The sequence below is a fragment of the Roseovarius sp. genome (assembly GCF_965228755.1).
GTDB lineage: Bacteria > Pseudomonadota > Alphaproteobacteria > Rhodobacterales > Rhodobacteraceae > Roseovarius.
Genome location: NZ_CBDDIG010000014.1, coordinates 27,096 through 49,500 on the forward strand (window position 1 = coordinate 27,096; position 22,405 = coordinate 49,500).

Below are 22,405 nucleotides of genomic sequence, written 5' to 3' on the forward strand. Positions count from 1 at the left end.
TGCGCTGAAACCGAAGGAGACGCCCCGCTCTCCCCGCCCCCTAGTACAGCGACGCCCCCGCAAGGCGCGCGTCCCTGTTCACCATGGCCTGGCCGAACAGGCGCATGTACCGGTTTGCGACCACCTCCAGGGAAAACTCCTGTTGCGCCATCTTGCGGGCGTTACGGGAATAGGATTGCCGGCGCGCCGGATCGTTCTTGAGCGAGAGCACTTCGTTCACCCAGTGCCTTTCGTCATGAGGCAGCAGATAGCCCGTGACCTCGTGCTGAATGATCTCGGCCGGATACCCATGGTTCGACGCGACGACACAGCCGCCGCGCCCGAGGATCTCGACCAGCCCCCAGTTCGCGACGCCGTGGCGAAGCGGGTAAAGGAACACGTCGATACCCTGGAGGGTCTTCTCGTACTCGTCATACTTGAGCAGGCCCGCGAAGGTGACCTTGCGGGCGGCTTTCGGGTGAATGCGCCGCAGGTGCTCGGCAAAGGAGACGGTTTCGCCCGGATACCTTTGTTCGACCCACTGCTTCTCGTATCCGTAGCTCGAGGCGTTTTCGTCGCCGATAACGACGAACTCGATATCGGGATCCTTCTTGACGAGGGTATTCGCGATGCTCATGAAGCGGTCGATCCCCTTGGCACTCGACAGGTCACGCGCTGCGAAGCCGACGGTGAAAGGTTTGGCCTCGCCGGCCGCTTCGATCGTCTTCCACGAGGATATGTCGAACCCTTCCATCTGGACTTCGACCTTCCCCTGCAGGGCGCCCGGGATCATGCCCTTGGCATGGTGCGACGGGCAGATCACCAGGTCGCTTCTGATGACCTGGTAAAGGCTGACCATCTCGCTGTTGTGGTCGGTCAGCCGTTGCGAGGGGCTTGGCGGATAGGCCGGATCCCAGCCATGTGTCCGATAGCTCGGAAACTCGATATAGCTGACGATGGCCGCGTCGGTCTCGCCATACAGCATGTGCGGCGCGCCCCACAGGGCATGGCTCACGATGACATCGATCTTCCGTTCCTTCTCGAACGCGCGAATGGCACCGTGCAACCCGCGACTGATCCGGGCGGACCGCTCGACCTTGGCGGAATAGTAATACCCCTGCGCGCCGACGATGTCCCCGTCCGGCGTGAAGGCCCGCAGGTGAGGCCGGTCCTTGCTGTTTCTTTTGCAATTGCCGGGCGTGGTGAAGAAATACGTCTCGGCCAGGTTCTCTTTTCTCAGGTAATCGCACAACCCGCCGAACTGGCCGGGATAAACGGCCCCGGCAAAAGCGATAACCGGTTTCGACGTGGAACTGCTCGCGGTCATTATTCCTCAATCCTTCGAGTGGGATAATTCCATACTATTGCACAAACCCATACCAAAGGATAAGCGAGATGTTCGATTTTTCGTATGTACGCTGACCCCTGGGGGATCAGGGTCACGGTGGCGCCCCTGCCCCGGTTCCGGTCACACCCGCAGCCCCTGCACCGCCTCCGTCACCGTCAGGCAATGCCGGGCCGGCGCCTGGGCCGTCGCCGCCGCCCGGTCGCCCGAGCGGGCCAGCGTCTGCCCGATATCCACCCCCGCCGCCGACAACTCCCGCAACAGCGCGGTGGTCAGGCGCAGGCTTTCCGTCCAGGTATTCTCCGCCAGGATCACCTCGTGCTTTTCCATCAGCACGTGCACGTACCCCACCGCCCCCATCGCCGGCCGCCCGATCCCCGGCAGCCCGGTCAGCGCCCGCGCCTCGACCAGCGCTTCGGGCTCGCCCAGGCTGCGCAGCAGGTCGCGGTCGGTGCTCAGCATCCGGTGCCCCGGCGAAACCGTCATGTCCCGTTCCGGCTGCCCCGGTCCCAGCGCGCCCGCCCGGATCGTCACCGGCGCCGCGTCGCGCGCCAGGGCCGCCCCCGCCACCCGGCGCCGCCCGCGCCAGACCACCGGCTGGAACCCCCGGTCGCGCGTCAGCAGCATGTCACCCGGCCGCAGCGTCTCGACCGCGCGCTTGCCTGACCGTGTGGTCACCATGGTACCGGGGGTGAAACAGGGCACGATGCGGTCGGCCGCGCTCTCGCCGTCCGCCGCACCGGCCCATGGCACGCCGGTGCCGGGGCCGTCGCCCGCCGCACCGATCGCCTGTATCGCCTTTGCACTGATCACCCGGAACACCTCGTGAAACCCGGCACGCCCTATCATGCGGGCGAACCAACTGCTCGCGCCATCTGACTAGACCCGCATTGTGGCGGCATTAGGGGATTTCCGGGGATACGTGTTGACATTATGGCGACAATCCTGCCGAAACGGTCAAGAGTTGTGTCCGGCCTGCCGGACCGCGCAAACCGCGATGACAGGAGGCGAGAGTATGGATTTTTCGATCAGGCCGGAGATCAGGGAACTTCTCGACAGGGTGGCCGCCATGGTGCGCGACGAGATCGCCCCGCTCGAGGCCGAGTACCATGCCGAAATCGGCAAGGGCGACCGCTGGGAATACACCGACCGGCAGGCCGAGATCCTCGAGGGGCTCAAGGCCCGCGCCAAGGCCGCCGGCCTGTGGAACTTCTGGCTCACCGACAGCGAGCGCGGCTTCGGCCTGACCACCGTCGAATACGCCTGCTTCGCCGAGGAGATGGGCAAGACCCCGATGGGCGCCGAGGTGTTCAACTGCAACGCCCCCGACACCGGCAACATGGAGGTGTTCGAGCGCTACGGCACGCCCGAGATGAAGGACCGCTGGCTCGCGCCCCTGCTCGAGGGCGATATCCGCAGCGCCTACCTGATGACCGAACCGCAGGTCGCCAGCTCGGATGCCACCAATCTCGAGATGTCCTGCGTCCGCGACGGCGACGACTACGTGATCAACGGCGAGAAATGGTGGGCCACCGGCGCGGGCGACCCCCGCTGCAAGGTCTATATCGTCATGGTCCGCACCGGCGGCGACGACCTGCCCAAGCACCAGCGCCATTCCATGATCGTGGTGCCCGCCGACACCCCCGGCATCGAGAAACTGCGCCCGATGCAGGTCTACGGCCACGACGACGCGCCCCACGGCCACATGCATTTCCGCTTCACCGACGTGCGCGTGCCGGCGGAAAACATGCTGCTGGGCGAGGGTCGCGGCTTCGAGATCTCGCAGGGCCGCCTCGGGCCGGGCCGCATCCACCACTGCATGCGCGCCATCGGCCAGGCCGAGGCGGCGCTGGAGCTGATGTGCCGCCGCGGCCTCGCGCGCGAGGCCTTCGGCAAGCCGCTGGTCCAGCTTGGTGCCAATTACGACATCATCGCCGAATGCCGGATGGAGATCGAGCAGGCCCGCCTGCTCTGCCTCAAGGCCGCCTGGATGATGGACCAGGGCGACGCCCGCGCCGCGGCACCGTGGATTTCCCAGATCAAGGTGGTGGCGCCCCGCGTCGCGCTCAAGGTGGTCGACGAGGCGGTGCAGATGTTCGGCGCCCAGGGCATCAGCCAGGACGTCCCGCTCCCGGCCATGTGGACCCACCTGCGCACCCTGCGCCTGGCCGACGGGCCCGACGCGGTACACCGGCGGCAGGTGGCGCGGGCCGAGCTGAAGAAGTACACGCAGCAGAAGATGTGAGGCTATTCCGGGGCACCAAGCCGCGTGATCGCCAAGCTGCGGGGTGGTGATCACGCAGCAGGCTGCGGCCTTGATCTCGCGCGCAAATCCTGAGTCGGCGGCAGCCCCTACTCTACCTTGTCCACCTCCTTCGCCCGCCGCTGCATCCTGACCGGGATTTCCCTTGCCAGCCGCAGCAGGTGCGCCATGAACGGCTTGTCGCCGTCATCCTCCCGGATCGCCGCGTAAAGCCGCTTGGTCACGCCGGTCTCGGTCAACGGCCGGGTGATGTAATCCGAACTGGCCCGCTGCTCCCGCAGAACCCAGTCGGGCAGCACCGCCACCCCCCGGTTCGACGCCACCAGCAGCAATATCACCGCCGTCAGCTCCACCTGCCGCACCGCCCGCGGCTCCACCCGCGCGGGCGTCAGCAACTCGGTGAACACGTCCAGCCGCGTCCGCTCCACCGGGTAGGTGATCAGCGTCTCGCCCCTGAGATCCTCGGCCTCGATGAAATCCTTCGCCGCCAGCGGATGCTGCGAGGAGGCCACGAAAACCGGCTCGTAATCGAACAACGGCCGGAACGCGATCCCGTCGAGGTCCTCCGGATCCGACGACACCACCAGGTCCACCTCCTCCTTCTGCAAGGCCGGCAGCGCGTCGAAGGCCAGCCCGGGCCGGATATCCACGTCCACATCCGCCCAGGACTTCCGGAACTGCTCCAGCACCGGGAACAGCCACTCGAAACAGGCATGGCACTCGATGGCGATATGCAGCCGCCCGGCGCTCCCCTGCCGGAGGCTGTCGAACTCCGCCTCCAGCGCCTCGATCTCGGGCAGCACCTTCTCGGCCACCCGAAGCAGCCGCATCCCCGCCGCCGACAGGCGCAAGGGCTTGGACCGCCTGACGAAAAGCTCGACCCCGGCCTGGTCTTCCAGCCCCTTGATCTGGTGCGACAGCGCCGACTGGGTGATGTGCAACAGGTCCGCCGCCTTGGCCAGGCCGCCGGCCTGGTGTATCGCCCGGATCGTCCGCAAATGCCGGAAGTCGATGTGCATTATTAGCTCGCCTCATCTAAACCATGAATTTTATGAAGTTGTCTCACGTACGCGCGCCTGCGACAAGAGGGGCAACACCCTTTTGCAATAGGACGCCCCTGTCATGACCGCCCCCTCCGTTTCCTTCGAGTTCTTCCCGCCCAAGTCGCTCGAGGCCTCCTTCCGCCTCTGGGACACCGTGCAGGCGCTCGCCCCGCTCGACCCGTCCTTCGTGTCGGTCACCTACGGCGCCGGCGGCACCACGCGCGAGCTGACCCGCGACGCGGTGGCCACCCTGCACAAGTCCTCCGGCCTCAACGTGGCGGCACACCTGACCTGCGTCGATGCCAGCCGCGAGGAAACGCTGGCCATCGCCGACACCTTCGCCGAGGCCGGCGTGAACGAGATCGTGGCGCTGCGCGGCGACCCGCCCAAGGGCTCGGGCGGCTTCACGGCCCACCCGGAAGGCTTCACCGACAGCTGCGAGCTGATCTCGGCCCTGGCCGAGACCGGCAAGTTCAAGATTCGCGTCGGCGCCTACCCCGAGAAACACCCCGAGGCGGCCGACCCCGGCGCCGATGTCGAGTACCTCAAGCGCAAGTTCGACGCCGGTGCGGACGAGGCAATCACCCAGTTCTTCTTCGAGGCCGACACCTTCTTCCGCTTCCGCGATGCCTGCGACAAGGCCGGCATCACGGCGCCCATCCTGCCCGGCATCCTGCCCATCGAGAACTGGAAGGGCGCCCGCCGCTTCGCCGAATCCTGCGGCACCTCGATCCCGAAATGGCTGGCCGACGCCTTCGAGAAGGCCGAGGCCCATGACGACGGCCGCGCCGACCTGCTGGCGGTCGCGGTTGCCACCGAACTGTGCAGCAAGCTGATCGACGGCGGCGTCGAGCACCTGCATTTCTACACGCTCAACCGCCCCGATCTCACCCGCGACGTCTGCCACGCGCTCGGCGTCCGGTCCCGGGTCGAACTGCGCGACGTCGCCTGACACCACTCACGGCTCTCTGGTCGGGGCTCTCCGCCCCCGTCCCTCCGGCCCGGCCTCAGCATCCCAAGCAGGCCGGGCCTTTTTCATGCCGTAGCGTCGCCCTTGCCCAAGGCCCGCGCGGCGCCCTACCCTCCGCCGCGTCAGGAACAGGAGAGCCCCCCATGTCAGACCCCGCCCCGCATGTCGCCCAGACGCTCGACGCCCTGCCGGACATGACGGACCTGCTGTCGCGCTCCGGCCTCGAATTCATGCAGGACGTGCTGTCGGGCGCCCTCTCCGGCCCCCCGATCGGGGCGACCATGGGCTTTTCCCTCACCCGCGTCGAACCCGGCCGCGTCACCTTCGAAGGCACGCCGGAATTCCCCGTCACCAACCCCATGCGCGGCGTGCATGGCGGCTGGTACGGCGCCATCCTCGACAGCGCCATGGGCTGCGCGGTGATGACCACCCTGCCGAAGGGGCGCCTCTACACCACGCTCGAATACAAGGTGAACATCACCCGCGCCGTGCCCATTGGCATGGCCATGCGCGCGGTGGGCGAGGTCGGCCATGCCGGCCGCCGCACCGGCGTCGCCTCGGGCGAGCTGCGCGGCATCGAGGACGGCAAGCTCTACGCCACTGCCTCCACAACCTGCCTGATCATGGACGCAAACGGCTGACGCCACCCGCACCCGTCGAGGGGGGCGCTGCCCCCAGCGTTGAATTTTCTGCAAAAATTCAACGCTCCCCCCGGGATACTTTTCCCAAGAAGAAGCAGCGCAGGCCCGGGCTTCTTCTTGGCTCAAATATCCATGATCCGACACCGGCCACCCGCGCCAACGCCCGAGGTCACTGCGCCGCCGCCACGTGCGCCATGAGGTCCTCCCGCCCCTGCACGGTTTCATGCAGCCGTTCCGACGGGTCCAGCCCCACCACCCGCGCGCCGCGCAGCAGGAATATCTTGCCCCAGCCGCCCCAAGACCCGCAGGACGGCGCATCGGGATCGGCCGGGAACCGCGCCTCCCACCCGTCGGGCAGGGCCACGCCGCATTCCTCCAGCTTGCCCATCATCCAGCGGAACGGCACGTTGGCCAGCGGCCGCGCCGCCTCGACCCCGCCCAACTGGCCGCCCACGTCGCCGTGGTTGCCGCGGAACCAGACCTGCTCGATCTTGCCGTCGAACCCCTCCGGCGTCTCCCACAGCACCGGCGTATAGACGGCGCGCGTCTCGTCCAGCGCCAGCGCGTGATAGCCCCGCTTCACCGTGGGCCCCAGGCGGTGGTTGTGGAACGCGTGCGCCGGCTCGGACCAGCGCCAGACCACCGGCAGCCGCAGCCCCAGCGCCTTGACCGTGTCCCAGACCCCGATCATCTCGATCTCCACCGCCGCGTGGCAATAGGCCTCGACAAAGGCGCGCTCGGCCGCGCTCTCGCCCCCGGTCTGGTAATGGCGATAGGCGGTCATGATGTTCCGCTCGGTCGCGTCCTGCGCCTTCAGCAGCCCCACCTGGTCGATGATGCCCGCCAGCGAGCGCACCGCGTAGGCGCCCCGCGAATAGCCCATCAGGATGATCCGGTCGCCTTCGCGATACCGGCTGGCGAGATAACCATAGGCCCGCCGGATCTGCCGGTTGATCCCCCGGCCCAGGATGACGTCGCCCGTGGTGCTCCAGTCCTGCCACTGCACGCCGGCCTCGTAGTAGAGCGACAGCCGCGCCCCGCTGACTTCGCTCAACAGGCGATAGGCCAGCCCCGCGTTGCTCTCGTGCCCCTGCTCGAGCGAGGACATCGTCCCGTCAAGGATGATCACGTGGGTGACCTGCCCCCGCGTGCCCTCGTACCGGCTCTGCCCATGGCGCAGGCCGGGGCGGAGCAGGGCATATAGCTTCTCAACCCACCGGGGCCATTGCATCGTTCAACATGTCCCATACGCGTGACGGCGTGAACGGCATGTCGGCCTGCCGCACCCCGCGCCCCCACAGCGCGTCGGCCACGGCATTCGCCGTCGCCGCCATCGCGCCCACCGTGCCGGCCTCGCCACAGCCCTTCATGCCCATCACGTTCGCCGTCGACGGCACCGGTTCCGAGGTAAAGCCGATCATCGGCACATCATCGGCCCGCGGCATGGCATAGTCCATGAAACTTCCGGTGAGGAGCTGGCCATCCTCGTCATAGCCCACATGCTCCCACAGCGCCTGGCCAATGCCCTGCACGCTGCCGCCATGCACCTGCCCCTCGGCCAGCATCGGGTTGATCAAGTTGCCGAAATCGTCGACCACGGTGTAGCGCTCCAGCGTGACATGCCCCGTCTCCGGGTCCACCTCCACCTCGGCCACATGGGCGCCGTTGGGATAGGACCGGCCCGGCAGTGTCGCCGTCTCCTCGTGCACCAGCAGGTCTGTCCGCCCATCGGCCCGCGCCATCTCGGCCGCTTCGACGAAGGTCGGCGTCAGGTTCGAGCCCGGCGCGCGGAAGGTCTCGTCGTCGAAACGCACATCCTCCGCCGGCACGCCCATCTTCTCGGCCAGGTAGGGCGTGAACGCCTCCACCATCTTGCCCACCGTCGCCAGCGTCGCGTTGTTCTGCGTCGTCACCGAGCGCGAGCCGCCCGTGCCGCCGCCCTTCTCGATCCGGTCACTGTCGCCCTGCACCACGCGGATCTGCTCCACCGGAATCCCCGTCTGGTCCGACAGGAACCGGGCATAGGCCGTCTCGTGCCCCTGCCCGTTCGATTGCGTGCCTACATAGATCGACACCGTGCCATCCTCGTGAAACTCCACCTTCGCGGTCTCGGTCGGATTGCCGAGGATCGCCTCGATATAATAGCACAGCCCCATGCCGCGCAGCCGGCCCTTGCCCTCACTCTCCGCCTTCCGCGCCGCGAACCCGTCGCGATCCGCTTCCGCCTCGACCCGGTCGAGCAGCCGCGCGAACTCCCCCACATCATAGGTCTCGCCGGTAAAGGAAGTATAAGGAAACTGCTCCGGCCGGATGAAGTTCCGCCGGTGCAGCTCCCACGTATCCACGCCCAGCTCCCGCGCCGCCCGGTCCATCGCCCGCTCCAGCGCATAGATCGCCTCGGGCCGCCCGGCCCCGCGATAGGCATCCACCTGCGTGGTGTTGGTATAGAACCCCTCGACATGCTGATAAGCCGTCTGGATGTCGTACACCCCGGTCAGCACCTTGGAAAACAGCACCGTCTGGATGGGCTGGTTCAGCCCGCTGTTATACGCCCCCATGTTGCAGCGCGTCTCGACCTTGTAGGCGGTGATCCTCAGGTCCGCGTCGAACGCCAGCGTCAGGTCATGCTCCAGATCGCGCCCCGCATTGTCGGCCAGCATCGTCTCCGACCGGTCGGCATACCAGCGCACCGGGCGCTTCAGCATCCGCGCCGCCTGCCCCACCAGATAGGTCTCGGGATAATCCGGCGCCTTGGTGCCGAAGCCCCCGCCCACATCCGGGATGGTCACGCGAATCTCCTCCGGGTCCATCCCGTAGATCTTCGCCCCGTTCCGCTTGGTGTTCCACACCCCCTGCCCGCCGAATGACAGGTGCAGCCGCCCGTCCTCCATGTCGGCCCAGGCCCCGCGCGGCTCCATCGGGTTCGAGATGATACGGTTGTCCCCCACCGACAGCCGCACCACGTGCGCGGCCTCGGCAATGGCCTTCTCCGTGCCCTCTTCATCGCCCAGCGCCCAGTCGAACGCCCGGTTCTCCGGCACGTCCTCGTGCAGCGGCTCGCCGCCGGGGGCCAGCGCCATGTGCACCGGCAAATCCTCGTAATCGACCTCGATCAGCTCGGCGGCATCCCGCGCCTCCTGCAGGCTGTCGGCCACGACCATCGCCACCGCCTCGCCCACGAACCGCACGCGCCCCTCGGCCAGCAACGGCCGGCGGGGCGCGGCGCCCTTGCTGCCGTCGCGATTGTCGACAAGCACCGCGGCCAGCCCCTCGGTCACGCCCGCGTCGCGCAGCCCCTCGCCATCCAGCACAAGATGCACCCCCGGCGCCTCCTTCGCGGCCTCAAGGTCGATCGAGGCGATCGTCGCATGCGCCATGGGCGAGCGCAGGAAATAGACGCGCAGCGCCTCTTCCGGCGGCGTGTCATCCAGGTACCGGCCATGGCCGGTCAGGAAACGCGCGTCTTCGAGGCGGGAGGCCGGTTGGCTCTTGCCGAATTTCTGCATGGGTCAGCGGGGTCCTCTGGCCTGTGTCGGGATGTGCCCGACCCTAGCCCGTGGGCGCCCGGTGTCCAGACCCGATCAGGCCAAAGCCGCCACCGTGACCGCCTCGCCGGGGCCGTAACCGTTGAACCGCGTGGCGATGGCGCTTGAATAGGCGCCCATCCCGTCGAACAGCACGTAATCGCCCTCCGCCATGTCCCCGGGCAGCGCCACCGGCGCCGGCAACCGGTCGAGGCTGTCGCAGGTCGGCCCGAAGACCACCCGTTCGACCCTTTCGCCGCCGCGTGGCGTGCCATCGGGGCCGATCACCCGGATGCGGTCGCCCATGCCGATATCGCGCGCCTCGAACAGCCCGCCATACAGCCCGTCATTGAGGAACACCGCCCCGCAGCCGCGCAGCGCCTTCACCCGGGTCGCCAGCGTGAACGCCTCGGCCACCATCGCCCGGCCCGGCTCGCAGACCAGCCCCGGCGCGTCCGCTCCGAAGGCACTTTCGGTCACCGCCGCGATATGCCCGAAAATCGCCTCCAGGTCCGGCGCCACGCCGCTGCGGTGCGAGGCGAACCCGCCGCCCACGTTCAGCCGCGCGATCCGCACACCGGCGGCCCGTGCCACCTCCGCCGCCGCCGCGATATAGGCGCCCCACGCCGCAGGGTCGGCGCATTGCGTGCCCGGATGAAAGGTCATCGCCGGCACGAATCCCATCGCCGCCACCTCGCGCAACAGCGCCGCCGCCTTCTCCGGCCCGGCCCCGAACTTCTCGCCGAAATCATAGGCCGCGCCCGACACCGGAAGCGCCAGCCGCACCGCCACCTCCGTCTCCCTTGGCAACGGGTCCAGCTTCGCCAGCTCCCCGAAACAGTCGACCGAGCACGAGGCCACGCCCATCGCGCGGGCCATGCCGACCTCCTCTATCGACCGCACCGGGTTGTTGTAATGCAGCACCGCGCCGGGGCAGACCGCGCGCACCGCGTACATCTCCCGCGGGCTCGCCACGTCGTAGGCCCGCATGCCGCTCGCCACGAGGTTGGCCAGAACCTCCTCGCCCGCATTGGCCTTGACCGCGTAGGTCACCAAACCCGGAAAGCCCTCGCGAAACCGCCTTGCCGTCGCCTGCAATACCGAAGGGGAGAAATAGAACTGCGCCATGTCCGGCTTGTGCCGCGCGATATGGCTGGCCGGGTCGGCCCATGTGGGGGTTTCTCTCATGTGACTGCCTCGCGGTGCGTTTTCTTGCAGTCTGCGCGCAGTTTTCGTCGATTTCATCAGGCGGATCGTATAAAACGACATCAGCTACCGTCATTTCGCCGAAACGCCCATGCAAATCGACCATACAGACCACGCCCTCCTCAGCCTCCTCCGGGAAAACGCCCGCATGCCCGTCGCCGGCCTCGCCCGCCGCCTCGGCCTGGCCCGCACCACCGTGCAGGCCCGCCTCGACCGGCTGGAGGCGACCGGAACGATCGCAGGCTACACCGTCCGGGTGACCGACGCCCTCCGCGCCCCCCTCCGCGCCACGGCGCTGGTCAGCATCGAGCCGCGAAGCGCCCCGGCCGTCCTCGCCCGGCTCGAATCGCTGCCGGGGGTGCGCACCGTCCACACCACCTCGGGCCGCGTCGACCTGATCGTCAGGCTCGAGGCCGCCACCACGGAACAGCTCGACGACACGCTCGACCGCATCGGCGAGGCGAAGGGCGTCAAAAGTTCGGAAAGCCTGATCCACCTGTCGACCAAGATCGACCGGCGCGGCTGAGCCGGCTCAGCTGCCGTAAACCCGGCCCCAGCGCTCCAGCAGCTTCTGCTGCAGGTTCTTCGACCGCGCGTTCCAGGTCGACGCGCCCTCGGGCCGCGCCTCCGACCCCTTGTCGAAGCTGGCCCGGAGGTCGGGATCGGCGGTGAAGATCGCGAAGGCCAGCTCGCGCCCGTCCGGCGCCGTCATGTAGCCCGCCAGCGAACTGACGAAATACAGCGTGCCGGTCTTCGCCATCACCTTGACGGGATGCGCGGCGTCGACCTGCCCGTTGTCCCGGACCATGGGGAACTCCTTCAGGATCGGCTTCAACAGCCCTTCCTTGTGAACCTTCGCCAGCGCCTGCGCCAGCGCGGCGGCCCGCAGGCGCGAGGTCTCGCCCAGCCCGGAATGATCGACCAGCTTGGCGCCCGGCATCCCGATCTCGGTCTGCGCCCAGCGGCCCATCTCCTCGGCGGACGCCTTCATCGACACCGGCCGGCCCAGCCGTTTGGCGCTGGCGGTCATCCCGCACAGCTCGGCGGTCAGGTTGTTGGAATATTTCAGCATCCCCTGCAGCACCTCGGTCAGCGGCGCACTGCGGTGCGTCACCAGGATCTCGCCCTCGGGCGCGGCGGCGGGCGGGTCACCCGGCTCCAGCTTGATGCCGTGCGAGCGCGCGAAGGTGGCGAAGACCTCCGCCGCGTAGGCCTCGGGCTTGCGCACCGGCAGCCACCGCGCCCCGCCGCTGCCCAGCGCGCCCTTGGCCACGGTCCAGGCGTCGTGGTCGCCCATGTCGGCATAGGTATAGACCGGCATGCTGCGCGCGGCGACCTGCATCCGCGACACGCGCACGTCGGGGCGGTACTTGCCCGAACGCGCATCCATCGTCACGGTGTACTCCCCGCCCGCGCGGGTCCATTCGAAATGCACCCGGTTGTAGTTCAGGTTGATCCCCGACACCGACGGGTTGTAGCTCACCTCTTCGGGCTGGCTGGGGTCGATCACCCGCTCGAAGGGCAGCGCCCCGCCCCAGACCCGGAACTTGCCCTTCACCTCGCGCACGCCCGCCGCCTTCAACTTCGCGGCCATCTCGGCCAGCGCGTTCGTGTCCAACTCGGGATCGCCCCCGCCGGCCAGGATCAGGTCGCCATGCACCACGCCGTCCTTGACCGCGCCCCCGGCCAGAAGCCGCGTCTCGAACCGATAGTCCGGCCCCAGAACGTCGAGCGCGTAAAGCGCGGTCACCGCCTTCGTGACGCTGGCCGGCGGCTGACCGGTAAAGCCGTCATGCGTCTCCAGCACCGCACCGGCCTTCACGTCGACCACCGAGAAACTCACCACCCCGCTCAGCCGCGATTCGGCGATCAGCTCCTCGGGCGTGGGCACCCGCTTGGGGGCCGCAGGGGCCGGCCGCGCCCGCGGACGCAGGGAAACCTCGGGCGCCCCGGCCCAGGCCGGGCCGGCGAGAACCCCAAGGGCCCCACCCAGAAAGAACCGTCTCGAAACGCGCTTTAACATATGGTCAATTATGCCAAACTCTGCCGCGCAAACAATCCGATACCACGCTTACGTTCCCGTCAATTTCGGCTGCCGCCGCGCCACCCCCCGGCCGCGCGCAGTTCGGTCGACGAAATCCCCCGCATCGGCACGTTCACGAAACACCACGCCGGCGCCTGCGCACAGGCCAGAAGCCGGCTTTTCGCCCCCTTCAGCCGGGCGAAACGATAGACCCGCGCCGCCTTGGACATCCGCGCGGATATCCGCTGACCGGGGCGCGCCAGCACGCCCAGCGGCACCCGCTCGACGATCTCCTGCCAGTCCTGCCACTGGTCCAGCTGCGCGAGGTTGTCGGCCCCCATCAGCCAGACGAAGCGCAGATCGGGCCGCGCGCCCTGCAACACGGCCAGCGTCTCGGCGGTGATGCGCGTGCCCGCTTGCGCCTCGAAATCCGACACATGCATCCGCGGATGATCGAGAATCGCGCGGCAGGCCGCCATCCGCTCGGCCAGCGGCGCCGGGCCGCGCGCCTTCAGCGGGTTGCCGGGGCTCACCAGCCACCAGACCTGGTCCAGCCCGAACCGCCGCAACGCCTCGCGGCTGATATGCACATGGCCCGCATGCGGGGGGTCGAAGGACCCGCCCAGAAGGCCGACCGCCTGTCCGGCGCGTATATGGGGCAGCACATATCGCATCGCGCCTTTCTGACCGCAGGGGCGCCCGGGTGTCCAGCGGTTTCGTGCCGTCGCGCCGCCTGCGCCCGTGACAGGCCGGGGGAGCCTCCGGCGGGGATATTTGGGGCCAGAAGAAGCACGGGGCGCGCGCATACCGCAAATGGGCCGCAAGAGCATTTGAATTCGCCGCGCGGCCCGGTTACATGGGCGCCAACCTCAGAGTTTTCAGGAAGAGAGCCCAATGGCGCAGAAATTCGTCTACCACATGCAAGGCGTGTCCAAGGCCTATCCCGGCGGCAAGAAATGCTTCGAGAACATCCATCTCAGCTTTCTGCCCGGGGTGAAGATCGGCGTGGTCGGGCCCAACGGCGCGGGCAAGTCGACGCTGATGAAGATCATGGCCGGGCTCGACACCGAGTTCCAGGGCGAGGCCTGGGCGGCGGAGGGCATCCGCGTGGGCTACCTCCCGCAGGAGCCGCAGCTGGATTCGAACCTGACCGTGCGCGAGAACGTCATGCAGGCGGTGGCGCCGCAACGCGCCAAGCTCGAGCGGTTCAACGAGCTGGCGATGAACTATTCCGACGACACTGCCGACGAGATGGCGGCGCTCCAGGACGAGATCGACAGCGCCAACCTGTGGGATCTCGACGCCCAGATCGACGTGTCGATGGAGGCGCTGCGCTGCCCTCCCGACGACGCAAATGTCGACTCGCTCTCGGGCGGGGAACGACGCCGCGTGGCGCTCTGCAAGCTGCTGCTCGAGGCGCCCGACATGCTGCTCCTCGACGAGCCCACCAACCACCTCGACGCCGAGACGATCGCCTGGCTGCAGCAGCACCTGATCGACTACAAGGGCACCATCCTGATCGTCACCCACGATCGCTACTTCCTCGACGACATCACCGGCTGGATCCTCGAGCTCGACCGCGGCCGCGGCATCCCCTACGAGGGCAACTACTCGGCCTGGCTGGAACAGAAGGCCAAGCGCCTGGCGCAGGAGGCGCGCGAGGACAAGTCGCGCCAGAAGACGCTCGAGCGCGAGCTGGAATGGATGCGCCAGGGCCAGAAGGCGCGGCAGGCCAAGCAGAAGGCCCGGATCAACGCCTATAACGAGCTCGCCAGCCAGTCGGAGCGCGAGAAGGTCGGCAAGGCCCAGATCGTCATCCCCAACGGCCCCCGCCTCGGCTCGAAGGTGATCGAGATCGAGGGGCTGAGGAAGCACATGGGCGACAAGCTCCTGATCGAGAACCTCTCCTTCTCGCTGCCCCCCGGCGGCATCGTCGGCGTGATCGGCCCCAACGGCGCCGGCAAGTCGACGTTGTTCAAGATGCTCACCGGGCAGGAGCAGCCCGACGCCGGCACGATCGAATATGGCGACACGGTCGAGATGTCCTATGTCGACCAGTCGCGCGACGATCTCAAGGATGGCGACACCGTGTGGGAGGCGATCACCGGCGGCGCCGAGGTGATCGAGCTGGGCGACGCGCAGATGAACTCCCGCGCCTATTGCTCGGCCTTCAACTTCAAGGGCGGCGACCAGCAGAAGAAGGTCTCGCTTTTGTCAGGGGGCGAGCGCAACCGGGTGCACATGGCCCGCCTGCTGAAATCCGGCGGCAACGTGCTGCTGCTCGACGAGCCGACCAACGACCTCGACGTCGAAACCCTGCGCGCGCTGGAAGACGCGCTGGTGGATTTCGCCGGCTGCGCCGTGGTCATCTCGCACGACCGTTTCTTCCTCGACCGAATCTGCACCCATATCCTCGCCTTCGAGGGCGAGGCGCATGTCGAATGGTTCGAGGGGAACTTCGAGGATTACGAGGAAGACAAGAAGCGCCGGCTGGGCCCGGACGCGCTGGAGCCCAAGCGGATCAAGCACAAGAAGTTCGCGCGGTAGGGGCTGTCGGACGGAAGCGAGGCCCCATGTAGGCCGGGCTTCGGCCCGGCACGCCGTGGATATTGTGCGGGCGGAAGCCGGGCTGAAGCCCGGCCTACCACCACCGCATCCGGCTCCACCTGCCGCGCGTCATGCCTATTGCGCCTTGGCCTGTGCCTCGCACCACGGTTGCGCCACGCGCCGCACCTACGCCACGCGCCACGCTTGCGCCACGCGCCTGACCTAGCGTGGCCCCGCACCTGCGCCACGCGCCGCATCTACGCCTCGCCTCGCCCCTGCGCCTCACACAACGCCCGCGCCTCGTACCACGCCTGCGCTCTGCGCCACGCCAGTGCCACGCCTCCGGCGCGCCCAGGCGCCCGCCATCCCAGGCCTGCCCGGCCCTACGCGCGCTTCGCGCCCGGTACCTGCACCCCGGTCCATATTGGCTCGACCATCCCCAGCCGCACATCCCGGTGGATCGACGAGTACGGCCAGTCCACCGCCCGCTCCACCAGCCCGTGCTTCACCGGGTTGCCCCAGCAATACCGCACCAGCCGCGCATACTCGTCGAGGTCGCGCACATGGTGTTCCCAGAACCGGCGCTGCCAGATCGCGCATTCGCGCTTGTCCGCCCGTAGGCCGGGCTTCAGCCCGGCATACCGCCCCGACCGCACCACCGGCAATTCCGTGGGCAATCGCAGCGGCCCGGCATCCAGCCCGCCATCCGGCCCGCCATCCGTCCCGCGCGCCGCCGCATTCAGCCCCCGCGTGAACCGCGCCTTGATCGCGCCCCACCGCGTGGAGAAATCCGAATCCCCCGGCGGCAGGGTCCAGACCGCGTGGATATGATCCGGCAGCACCACCCACGCGTCGATATGGAACGGCCTCTCTTCCCTCACCCGCCGAACGGCGGCGCGCAGCCGCAGAACCTCCTCCGTCAGCAACCGGCTGCCACACTCGGCGAGGTTGACGGTAAAGAACACGGACGCGCCGCCGCGGCGGGGACGTAGGTAACTCGACATGCCCCAGCCTGAGCGATTCCGGTTAAAAAACCGTTCACGCCCCCCGGAACATGCCCCGGCCGTCCCGCGCACCGACGCAATACCGACAAAATACCGACGTTATACCGACGTCGGTTTCCGGCACATTCCAGACCCGGAAAAACCCCGACACCGCGCCAATTCCGGCGGATTTCCCCGGCACATTCCCACCATCGAGGAGATCCGCCATGCAACAGACCCGGACACCGAAATGGAGCCAGCCCCGCCGCCGCCCCGGCCGCATCCCGGGCTACCGCCCCGGCACGCCCTTCCGCTTCCGCGACTGGGCCGCGCTCTGAGCCAGGCGCCTGTCGCTGGCGCCTTTCCCCCTGCCCGGGGGTGTTCTATGTATACGGTCAGACGCCGCAAGAGCCCGAGCGACCATGCCAAATTACGATCTCGTCATCCTCGGCGCCGGCCCGGCGGGGTCCGCGGCCGCGGTGACAGCCCGGAAACACGGGCTCTCGGTGGCGCTGGTCGACAAGGCCCGCTTCCCGCGCCCCAAGCTTTGCGGCGGCCTGGTCACCGGCCGGTGCGCCGCCCATCTCAAGCATATCTTCGACCTTGATATCGACCCGCAACTCTTTGAAACGCGGCGGAATTTCGAGTTCTACATGGAAGGCCGCCCGCTCGGCCGGCTCGACGGGGTGCCGCCCACGCACCTGACCATGCGCTGGGATCTCGACCAGCTCCTGTTCTCGAAGGCGCTGGCCGCCGGGGCCGAAGACCTGTCCGGCCAACGCGTCGACACGCTCGACCTCGCCGCCGGCCGCCTTACCCTGCAATCGGGCGAGACCCTCGACTACCGCTGCCTGATCGGCGCCGACGGGGTGCAGAGCATCGTCGCCCGCGCCCTCTTCGGCGCCCCGTTCGACCCCGCCCGCGTGGGCTTCGCCCTCGAGATCGAGGCGCCCGCCGCCGCCCCGACCCGCGAAACCCCCGTGCGCATCGATTTCGCCGCCGCCGACTGGGGGTATGGCTGGTCCTTCCCCAAGCGGGGCAGCACCACGATCGGGCTGGGCGGGCTGCACCTGAAAAACCCCGACATGCGCGCCCGCCTCGCCCGCTACCTCGACCAGCTTCACACCGGCCAAGGCACCAGGATCAAGGGACATTTCCTGCCCTTCGGCGGCTATCGCAGCGTGCCGGGCAAGGGCTGCGTCCTGCTCGCGGGCGATGCGGCAGGCTTCGTCGACCCGATCACCGGCGAGGGGATCGGCCACGCCCTCCATTCCGGCGCCCTGGCCGCAACCGCCGCCGCACAGGCCATCGCCGCCGGCCGCCCCGATTCGGCCCTTGCCCGCTACCGGCCCATGACCCGGCCGATCCGCATCGCGCTGCGCTCGGCCCGCCTGTTGCGCCCGGTGATCTTCTCGCCAGCGCTCAAACCCTTCTTCGCCAGCACCTTCCGCGCCTCCCGCACGCTCAAGCGCGACTACATGCACCTGCTCTCGGGCGAGGTCGAATACCCGGCCCTGCTGGCCCGCACCGTCCTGCGCCTGCCGCGCGCCGCCCTGCGCTGGGCGATGCGGCGGAAACGCAGAGTTTCCAGGTAGCCCGATGATTTTTTCCTTGGTCTGACAAGCGCTTCCGGGGAATACTGCATGCCGTTCTGCCAACGGGGCTTGCCGCGGCCTGCCAACCGCCTTCACGCCGGCCCCCGCCACAAGGGATAGTATGATGCGCGATACGGTATTCGAAGATACGGTATTCGGCGGCCCGATCTTCGGCGAATCGCCGTCGGGCGGCACGGCCGACGATCCGTTCGCCGACCTGCCCGGCACCACCGCCCTGCCCCGCAAACCGGTGACCGTCACCGGGTTCGATCCGGCCGAGGACATCCTTGTCATCGCGCTGGAAGACACCGGCGCCGACGCGGTGATCGAAACCCGCCCGACCCGCGACAGGCGCGGAACAGACGTACTGGTCAACGGGCTGCGCGTGGCCACCGTGGCCGATGTCCCCGGCCTCTCGCCGGCCGATATCGGGCAGATCCTGATCTGATCGACGCATGGCGGCCACACCCCGGGCGCGCCCTGTTTACGGAGTTTTGACTTTTTTGCCGACATGGTGGCAAATGACCTCCGGGCAACTTACGTCAAGATGCCCAAGCAGGAGGCTGCAATGATCGACAGACGCCATTTCATCGCCACCGGCCTTGCCATGACCGGGCTTTCCGCGCTGGCCGCCCCGGCCATCGCCCAGTCGGCCAGTTCGGTGATCAAGCCGCGCTACCAGCCCACCAAGGTGCAGATCAAGGCGCCTTACGGGCCGGGCCAGTTGCTGATCCTGCCGCGGGCGCACTTCCTCTACTACATCACCGCCCCGGGCGAGGCGATGCGCTATGGCGTCGGCGTCGGCCGCGCCGGGCTCGAGTTCCAGGGCACTGCCACCATCCAGGCCAAGCGCAAATGGCCCGACTGGCGTCCCACCGACGAGATGATCGAGCGCGAGCCCAGGACCTATGCCAAGTTCGCCGCGGACGAGAGCTATCGCCAGCCCGGCGGCCCCGGCAACCCGCTGGGCGCACGCGCGCTCTACCTCTTCAAGAACGGCCGCGACACCTATTTCCGCATCCACGGCACCAACGCGCCCCGCACCATCGGCCTGTCGGTCTCGAACGGCTGCATCCGGATGCTGAACGCCCATGTGGAAGACCTCTACGAGCGCGTCCCGATCGGCACCAAGGTAACGGTTCTTTAACCCTGAAATTAACGGTTTCTTAACCGAATCGTCGGCACATTTCTGCCCCGTCAACGGGGTAAGTTTCGCGGTGTCATGGAAATTTTTCTTGTGTTAGCGCCGGAAGCGGGCCATATCAGGCGCGCGACGTTATCTCTATCGACCACCTGCTCCTATCCACGGCTCAGTCACTCGATCTAGCAATGACTTGCCGGTCTGCCGCAATTCCGCGGGCAGAAACATACCAGGAGACAGCACATGGCCACTGGCACTGTGAAATGGTTCAACACCACCAAAGGCTTCGGCTTCATCGCGCCTGACGCAGGCGGCAAAGACGTTTTCGTCCACATCTCGGCAGTCGAGCGCGCCGGCCTCACCGGCCTCGCCGACAACCAGAAAGTGACCTTCGACGTCGAAGCCGGCCGTGACGGCCGCGAAGCGGCGACCAACCTCGCCCTCGCCTGAGACGCGTGTTGAAAAGATAGAGAAGGGCCCCTCGCCGGGGCCCTTTTTCGTTGGGTGGCTTCCGCCCCGTCCATCGAGACAACCGTCAAATACGACGACGCGCGCAAACGCCAACGTGACCCGTCCGCCACGCCCCCGGCCGCGGGCCGGCCGGTCACCTTGCCTTTCTCCCGATCCATCCCTACCAACCCGTCAACCCGAGGTCAGACCCCTCGGACCGATGGAGATTTGATGCAAGAGTCCCGGGCAACCGCCCGTTCCTGAGCCCCTCGAGGCCGGGAACAGCTGAACCGAAAGGCCCCACCCGCACCGCCGGGCGGGCCTGACGCTGTACTCTCATGACATCGGGACAATCCGTTGAACATATCAAAGCACGAACAGCGTGTTTTGCACGAACTCGCGCTGGGTGGGGCCATTCTCCACGAACGCGGCGTGTCCGGCAAAATCCGTAAGGTCACCTGCGTCACGCGCGAGGGGCATATCCTCTCCGACTGCACGCTCGAGGTCTTCCAGCGCCTGAAGCGCCGGCGCCTCATCCACTCGAAACAGGGAAAGCCCTACCGTGTCTCGCGGCTGGGCATCATCACCGTCCGCGCCCAATTGAACCAGCGCTGACGCCCCTGCAAAACCACCGGTCCGGCCGCCTCTTCACAAGGGCGGCCGGCCTACTCCACCTCGCCGATCAGCTCCAGCACCCTCGGCCCCAACGCCTCGACGATCAGGCCCACGCCCTCGGCATTGGGATGGATGCCGTCCGACTGGAACAACCCCCGCGCCTCCGCCGGGTCTGTCGTCCCCAGCCCCTCGAAGAAGCTCTCGACGTACAGCGTGTCATATTCTTCGGCCAACGCCGGGTACATCCCGTCGAACGCGTCCTTGTACTCCGCCCCGTAATTCCCCGGCGCGTCCATGCCCACCAGCAGTACCGGCACCTCCCGCGCCTCCGCCGCCGCCAGGATCCGGTCGAGGTTCTCCCGCGACACCGCCGGGTCGATCCCCCGCAACAGGTCATTCCCGCCCAGCGCCACGATCATCGCGTCCACCTCTGGCGTCAGGCTCCATTCCACGCGCGACGCACCGCCCGCCGTGGTATCCCCCGACACCCCGCCATTGATCAGCGTGGCCTCGGCCCCCTGCCCGTCCAGCCAGCCCTGCAATTGCGGCACGAACCCCTCCGCCTCGGCCAGCCCGTAGCCCTGCGTCAGGCTGTCGCCGAAGGCCAGCACCGTGACCTCCTCGGCCCAGGCCGGCGTCGCGGCCAGCATAATGACCGCCAGCGCCTTGCCCCGCGCGGCCGAGGCCCCATATGACAGAAAACCTTTCATTTTCAGGCGCCAGTTCATGTCTTCACCCGTTCTTTCGCTTCAGGACGCTTCGCTTTCTCTCAAGGGCAATGCCGGCCCCGTCCGGATACTTGATGCGATCTCCCTCGATGTCCACCGGCAAGAGACGGTGGGCCTGATCGGCCCCTCCGGTTCCGGCAAATCCTCGCTGCTGATGCTGATGGGCGGGCTGGAGCAGGCCACCGGCGGCACCGTCACCGCGCTCGGCCACGACCTCACCAGCATGACCGAGGATCAGCTCGCCCGCCTCCGCCGCGATCATTTCGGCGTGGTCTTCCAGTCCTTCCACCTGATCCCCACCATGACGGCGCTGGAAAACGTGGCGACCCCGCTGGAACTCGCCGGCGCGGCCGATGCCTTCGCCCGCGCCGAGGAAGAGCTGAAGACCGTGGGCCTCGAAAGCCGCATGAACCACTACCCCTCGCAGCTGTCGGGCGGCGAACAGCAACGCGTGGCGCTCGCCCGCGCCGCCGCCCCGCGCCCCGATATCCTGCTGGCCGACGAGCCCACGGGCAACCTCGACTCGGTCAACGGCGCCGCCATCGTCGACCTGCTCTTCGGCCTGCGCGAACGCCACAACGCCACGCTCATCCTCGTCACCCACGCCCCGGAACTGGCCCATCGCTGCGACCGGGTCATCACCCTGACCGATGGCCGCCTCTCCCGAACCGAGGCCGCCGCATGACCACCCTGCGGCTTGCCGCGAAACTGGCAGCGCGGGAATTGCGGGGCGGCCTGCGCGGCTTCCGCATCTTCCTCGGCTGCGTCATCCTCGGCGTGGCGGCCATCGCCGCCGTGGGCACCGTGCGCGAAAGCATCGCCACCGGCCTCCAGCAGGAAGGCGCCCGACTCCTGGGCGGCGATGCCGAGATCGAACTCACCTACCGCTTCGCCAACGACACCGAGCGCGCCTGGATGGAAAAAACCGCCACCCGCGTCTCCGAGATCGCCGATTTCCGCTCCATGGCCACCGTTCCCGACGGGCCCCGCGGCCTGACCCAGGTGAAGGCGGTCGATGCCGCCTACCCGCTCGTGGGCCAGGTCACGCTCGACCCGCCCATGCCGCTTGCCGAGGCCTTGGCGGGCGAAGGCGGCACCCCCGGCCTCGTCATGCACCCCCTGCTGATCGACCGGCTGGGCATCGCCCCCGGCGACACCGTCCGCCTCGGCACCCGCGACTTCCGCCTGATGGCCTCGCTCGATTCCGAGCCCGACAACGCCACCGCCGGCTTCGGCCTTGGCCCCCGCACCATCGTCGCGACCGAGGCGCTGGAAGGCTCCGGCCTGCTCGAACCCGGCTCGCTCTACTCCACGAAATACCGGCTCGACCTGCCGCCGGGCGCCATTCTGCC

Annotated in this window: 22 protein-coding genes; 12 read left to right on the top strand and 10 right to left on the bottom strand. The window is 68.0% G+C overall.

Features of this window, described 5'->3' with window-relative positions; genetic code table 11:
- Window positions 1-40: 40 nt before the first annotated feature.
- A complete protein-coding gene (locus ACO07J_RS23410) occupies window positions 41-1,306 on the bottom strand; it encodes a glycosyltransferase (protein WP_422033557.1) in 1,266 nt (421 codons plus the stop codon).
- Window positions 1,307-1,447: 141 nt separating this feature from the next.
- Entirely contained in the window at window positions 1,448-2,173 is a 726-nt protein-coding gene (locus ACO07J_RS23415) for a Hint domain-containing protein (protein WP_422033559.1), read from the bottom strand.
- A gap of 166 nt (window positions 2,174-2,339) precedes the next feature.
- Between ACO07J_RS23415 and ACO07J_RS23420 the strand changes: the two genes are divergently transcribed.
- A complete protein-coding gene (locus ACO07J_RS23420) occupies window positions 2,340-3,569 on the top strand; it encodes an acyl-CoA dehydrogenase family protein (protein ID WP_422033561.1) in 1,230 nt (409 codons plus the stop codon).
- 107 nt (window positions 3,570-3,676) lie between these two features.
- On the opposite strand, the gene ACO07J_RS23425 is transcribed toward ACO07J_RS23420, so the two are convergent.
- Window positions 3,677-4,606 carry a LysR family transcriptional regulator gene (locus ACO07J_RS23425; protein ID WP_422033563.1) on the bottom strand — a complete coding sequence of 310 codons (930 nt, stop codon included), beginning with the start codon at window positions 4,604-4,606 and terminating at the stop codon, window positions 3,677-3,679.
- A gap of 103 nt (window positions 4,607-4,709) precedes the next feature.
- Here ACO07J_RS23425 and metF point away from each other — a divergent pair, with 103 nt between their 5' ends.
- Complete coding sequence (gene metF, locus ACO07J_RS23430) at window positions 4,710-5,582, top strand: methylenetetrahydrofolate reductase [NAD(P)H] (protein ID WP_422033565.1); 873 nt, start codon at window positions 4,710-4,712, stop codon at window positions 5,580-5,582.
- Between the two features lie 161 nt (window positions 5,583-5,743).
- On the top strand, window positions 5,744-6,241 hold the full coding sequence (locus ACO07J_RS23435) for a PaaI family thioesterase (RefSeq protein WP_422033567.1): 498 nt from the start codon (window positions 5,744-5,746) through the stop codon (window positions 6,239-6,241).
- Window positions 6,242-6,410: 169 nt separating this feature from the next.
- Here the strand turns inward: ACO07J_RS23435 and ACO07J_RS23440 are convergent, their stop codons facing one another.
- The 3 genes from ACO07J_RS23440 to ACO07J_RS23450 all read right to left on the bottom strand — a co-directional run bounded on the left by ACO07J_RS23440 (window position 6,411) and on the right by ACO07J_RS23450 (window position 10,953).
- Window positions 6,411-7,472: a DUF2235 domain-containing protein gene (locus ACO07J_RS23440; protein WP_422033569.1), complete on the bottom strand. Its 1,062-nt coding sequence runs from the start codon at window positions 7,470-7,472 to the stop codon at window positions 6,411-6,413.
- A complete protein-coding gene (locus ACO07J_RS23445) occupies window positions 7,450-9,747 on the bottom strand; it encodes a xanthine dehydrogenase family protein molybdopterin-binding subunit (RefSeq protein WP_422033571.1) in 2,298 nt (765 codons plus the stop codon). Before ACO07J_RS23445 ends, ACO07J_RS23440 begins: the two co-directional genes overlap by 23 nt.
- 75 nt (window positions 9,748-9,822) lie before the next feature.
- Window positions 9,823-10,953: a type III PLP-dependent enzyme gene (locus tag ACO07J_RS23450; RefSeq protein WP_422033573.1), complete on the bottom strand. Its 1,131-nt coding sequence runs from the start codon at window positions 10,951-10,953 to the stop codon at window positions 9,823-9,825.
- Between the two features lie 109 nt (window positions 10,954-11,062).
- On the opposite strand from ACO07J_RS23450, the gene ACO07J_RS23455 reads away from it, so the two are divergent.
- Window positions 11,063-11,497 (top strand): Lrp/AsnC family transcriptional regulator, encoded by a 435-nt coding sequence (locus ACO07J_RS23455; RefSeq protein ID WP_422033575.1) that lies wholly within the window; start codon window positions 11,063-11,065, stop codon window positions 11,495-11,497.
- Between the two features lie 6 nt (window positions 11,498-11,503).
- Here ACO07J_RS23455 and dacB read toward each other — a convergent pair whose 3' ends face one another.
- Together dacB and ACO07J_RS23465 are read right to left on the bottom strand one after the other, a co-directional pair.
- Window positions 11,504-12,862: a D-alanyl-D-alanine carboxypeptidase/D-alanyl-D-alanine endopeptidase gene (gene dacB / locus ACO07J_RS23460; RefSeq protein WP_422033577.1), complete on the bottom strand. Its 1,359-nt coding sequence runs from the start codon at window positions 12,860-12,862 to the stop codon at window positions 11,504-11,506.
- A 191-nt stretch (window positions 12,863-13,053) separates the two neighbouring features.
- A complete protein-coding gene (locus tag ACO07J_RS23465; protein ID WP_422033579.1) occupies window positions 13,054-13,668 on the bottom strand; it encodes a nicotinate-nucleotide adenylyltransferase in 615 nt (204 codons plus the stop codon).
- Between the two features lie 220 nt (window positions 13,669-13,888).
- Between ACO07J_RS23465 and ettA the strand changes: the two genes are divergently transcribed.
- Window positions 13,889-15,541: an energy-dependent translational throttle protein EttA gene (gene ettA, locus ACO07J_RS23470; RefSeq protein ID WP_422033581.1), complete on the top strand. Its 1,653-nt coding sequence runs from the start codon at window positions 13,889-13,891 to the stop codon at window positions 15,539-15,541.
- Between the two features lie 383 nt (window positions 15,542-15,924).
- Here ettA and ACO07J_RS23475 read toward each other — a convergent pair whose 3' ends face one another.
- The gene (locus ACO07J_RS23475) at window positions 15,925-16,545 is read right to left on the bottom strand and encodes an REP-associated tyrosine transposase (protein ID WP_422033583.1); all 621 of its coding nucleotides are present in this window, start codon (window positions 16,543-16,545) and stop codon (window positions 15,925-15,927) included.
- A 401-nt stretch (window positions 16,546-16,946) separates the two neighbouring features.
- Here ACO07J_RS23475 and ACO07J_RS23480 point away from each other — a divergent pair, with 401 nt between their 5' ends.
- The 5 genes from ACO07J_RS23480 (at window position 16,947) to ACO07J_RS23500 (ending at window position 20,325) form a co-directional block, all read left to right on the top strand.
- A complete protein-coding gene (locus ACO07J_RS23480; protein WP_422033585.1) occupies window positions 16,947-18,119 on the top strand; it encodes a geranylgeranyl reductase family protein in 1,173 nt (390 codons plus the stop codon).
- A gap of 124 nt (window positions 18,120-18,243) precedes the next feature.
- Window positions 18,244-18,567: a hypothetical protein gene (locus ACO07J_RS23485; protein ID WP_422033587.1), complete on the top strand. Its 324-nt coding sequence runs from the start codon at window positions 18,244-18,246 to the stop codon at window positions 18,565-18,567.
- 120 nt (window positions 18,568-18,687) lie between these two features.
- Window positions 18,688-19,266 carry a L,D-transpeptidase gene (locus ACO07J_RS23490; RefSeq protein WP_422033589.1) on the top strand — a complete coding sequence of 193 codons (579 nt, stop codon included), beginning with the start codon at window positions 18,688-18,690 and terminating at the stop codon, window positions 19,264-19,266.
- 237 nt (window positions 19,267-19,503) lie between these two features.
- Window positions 19,504-19,710: a cold-shock protein gene (locus tag ACO07J_RS23495; RefSeq protein WP_300895765.1), complete on the top strand. Its 207-nt coding sequence runs from the start codon at window positions 19,504-19,506 to the stop codon at window positions 19,708-19,710.
- Window positions 19,711-20,067: 357 nt separating this feature from the next.
- The gene (locus tag ACO07J_RS23500; protein WP_422033591.1) at window positions 20,068-20,325 is read left to right on the top strand and encodes a YjhX family toxin; all 258 of its coding nucleotides are present in this window, start codon (window positions 20,068-20,070) and stop codon (window positions 20,323-20,325) included.
- A gap of 50 nt (window positions 20,326-20,375) precedes the next feature.
- Here the strand turns inward: ACO07J_RS23500 and ACO07J_RS23505 are convergent, their stop codons facing one another.
- Window positions 20,376-21,035: an arylesterase gene (locus tag ACO07J_RS23505; protein WP_422033593.1), complete on the bottom strand. Its 660-nt coding sequence runs from the start codon at window positions 21,033-21,035 to the stop codon at window positions 20,376-20,378.
- A gap of 16 nt (window positions 21,036-21,051) precedes the next feature.
- On the opposite strand from ACO07J_RS23505, the gene ACO07J_RS23510 reads away from it, so the two are divergent.
- On the top strand, window positions 21,052-21,738 hold the full coding sequence (locus ACO07J_RS23510; protein WP_422033595.1) for an ABC transporter ATP-binding protein: 687 nt from the start codon (window positions 21,052-21,054) through the stop codon (window positions 21,736-21,738).
- Window positions 21,735-22,405 (top strand): ABC transporter permease (locus ACO07J_RS23515; protein WP_422033597.1); only part of this gene is annotated, 671 nt, incomplete at its 3' end. The genes ACO07J_RS23510 and ACO07J_RS23515, both read left to right, overlap by 4 nt.

What these genes read in the sequence shown, in the direction of transcription:
- ACO07J_RS23455 (WP_422033575.1), top strand. Translation starts at nt 11,063, where the DNA reads ATGCAAATCGACCATACAGACCACGCCCTCCTCAGCCTCCTCCGGGAA.
- ettA (WP_422033581.1), top strand. Translation starts at nt 13,889, where the DNA reads ATGGCGCAGAAATTCGTCTACCACATGCAAGGCGTGTCCAAGGCCTAT.
- ACO07J_RS23510 (WP_422033595.1), top strand. Translation starts at nt 21,052, where the DNA reads ATGTCTTCACCCGTTCTTTCGCTTCAGGACGCTTCGCTTTCTCTCAAG.
- ACO07J_RS23425 (WP_422033563.1), bottom strand. Translation starts at nt 4,606, where the DNA reads ATGCACATCGACTTCCGGCATTTGCGGACGATCCGGGCGATACACCAG.
- ACO07J_RS23440 (WP_422033569.1), bottom strand. Translation starts at nt 7,472, where the DNA reads ATGCAATGGCCCCGGTGGGTTGAGAAGCTATATGCCCTGCTCCGCCCC.
- ACO07J_RS23495 (WP_300895765.1), top strand. Translation starts at nt 19,504, where the DNA reads ATGGCCACTGGCACTGTGAAATGGTTCAACACCACCAAAGGCTTCGGC.
- ACO07J_RS23485 (WP_422033587.1), top strand. Translation starts at nt 18,244, where the DNA reads ATGCGCGATACGGTATTCGAAGATACGGTATTCGGCGGCCCGATCTTC.
- ACO07J_RS23505 (WP_422033593.1), bottom strand. Translation starts at nt 21,035, where the DNA reads ATGAAAGGTTTTCTGTCATATGGGGCCTCGGCCGCGCGGGGCAAGGCG.
- ACO07J_RS23445 (WP_422033571.1), bottom strand. Translation starts at nt 9,747, where the DNA reads ATGCAGAAATTCGGCAAGAGCCAACCGGCCTCCCGCCTCGAAGACGCG.
- ACO07J_RS23410 (WP_422033557.1), bottom strand. Translation starts at nt 1,306, where the DNA reads ATGACCGCGAGCAGTTCCACGTCGAAACCGGTTATCGCTTTTGCCGGG.
- ACO07J_RS23435 (WP_422033567.1), top strand. Translation starts at nt 5,744, where the DNA reads ATGTCAGACCCCGCCCCGCATGTCGCCCAGACGCTCGACGCCCTGCCG.
- ACO07J_RS23480 (WP_422033585.1), top strand. Translation starts at nt 16,947, where the DNA reads ATGCCAAATTACGATCTCGTCATCCTCGGCGCCGGCCCGGCGGGGTCC.
- ACO07J_RS23450 (WP_422033573.1), bottom strand. Translation starts at nt 10,953, where the DNA reads ATGAGAGAAACCCCCACATGGGCCGACCCGGCCAGCCATATCGCGCGG.
- ACO07J_RS23465 (WP_422033579.1), bottom strand. Translation starts at nt 13,668, where the DNA reads ATGCGATATGTGCTGCCCCATATACGCGCCGGACAGGCGGTCGGCCTT.
- ACO07J_RS23420 (WP_422033561.1), top strand. Translation starts at nt 2,340, where the DNA reads ATGGATTTTTCGATCAGGCCGGAGATCAGGGAACTTCTCGACAGGGTG.
- ACO07J_RS23415 (WP_422033559.1), bottom strand. Translation starts at nt 2,173, where the DNA reads ATGATAGGGCGTGCCGGGTTTCACGAGGTGTTCCGGGTGATCAGTGCA.
- ACO07J_RS23490 (WP_422033589.1), top strand. Translation starts at nt 18,688, where the DNA reads ATGATCGACAGACGCCATTTCATCGCCACCGGCCTTGCCATGACCGGG.
- ACO07J_RS23475 (WP_422033583.1), bottom strand. Translation starts at nt 16,545, where the DNA reads ATGTCGAGTTACCTACGTCCCCGCCGCGGCGGCGCGTCCGTGTTCTTT.
- metF (WP_422033565.1), top strand. Translation starts at nt 4,710, where the DNA reads ATGACCGCCCCCTCCGTTTCCTTCGAGTTCTTCCCGCCCAAGTCGCTC.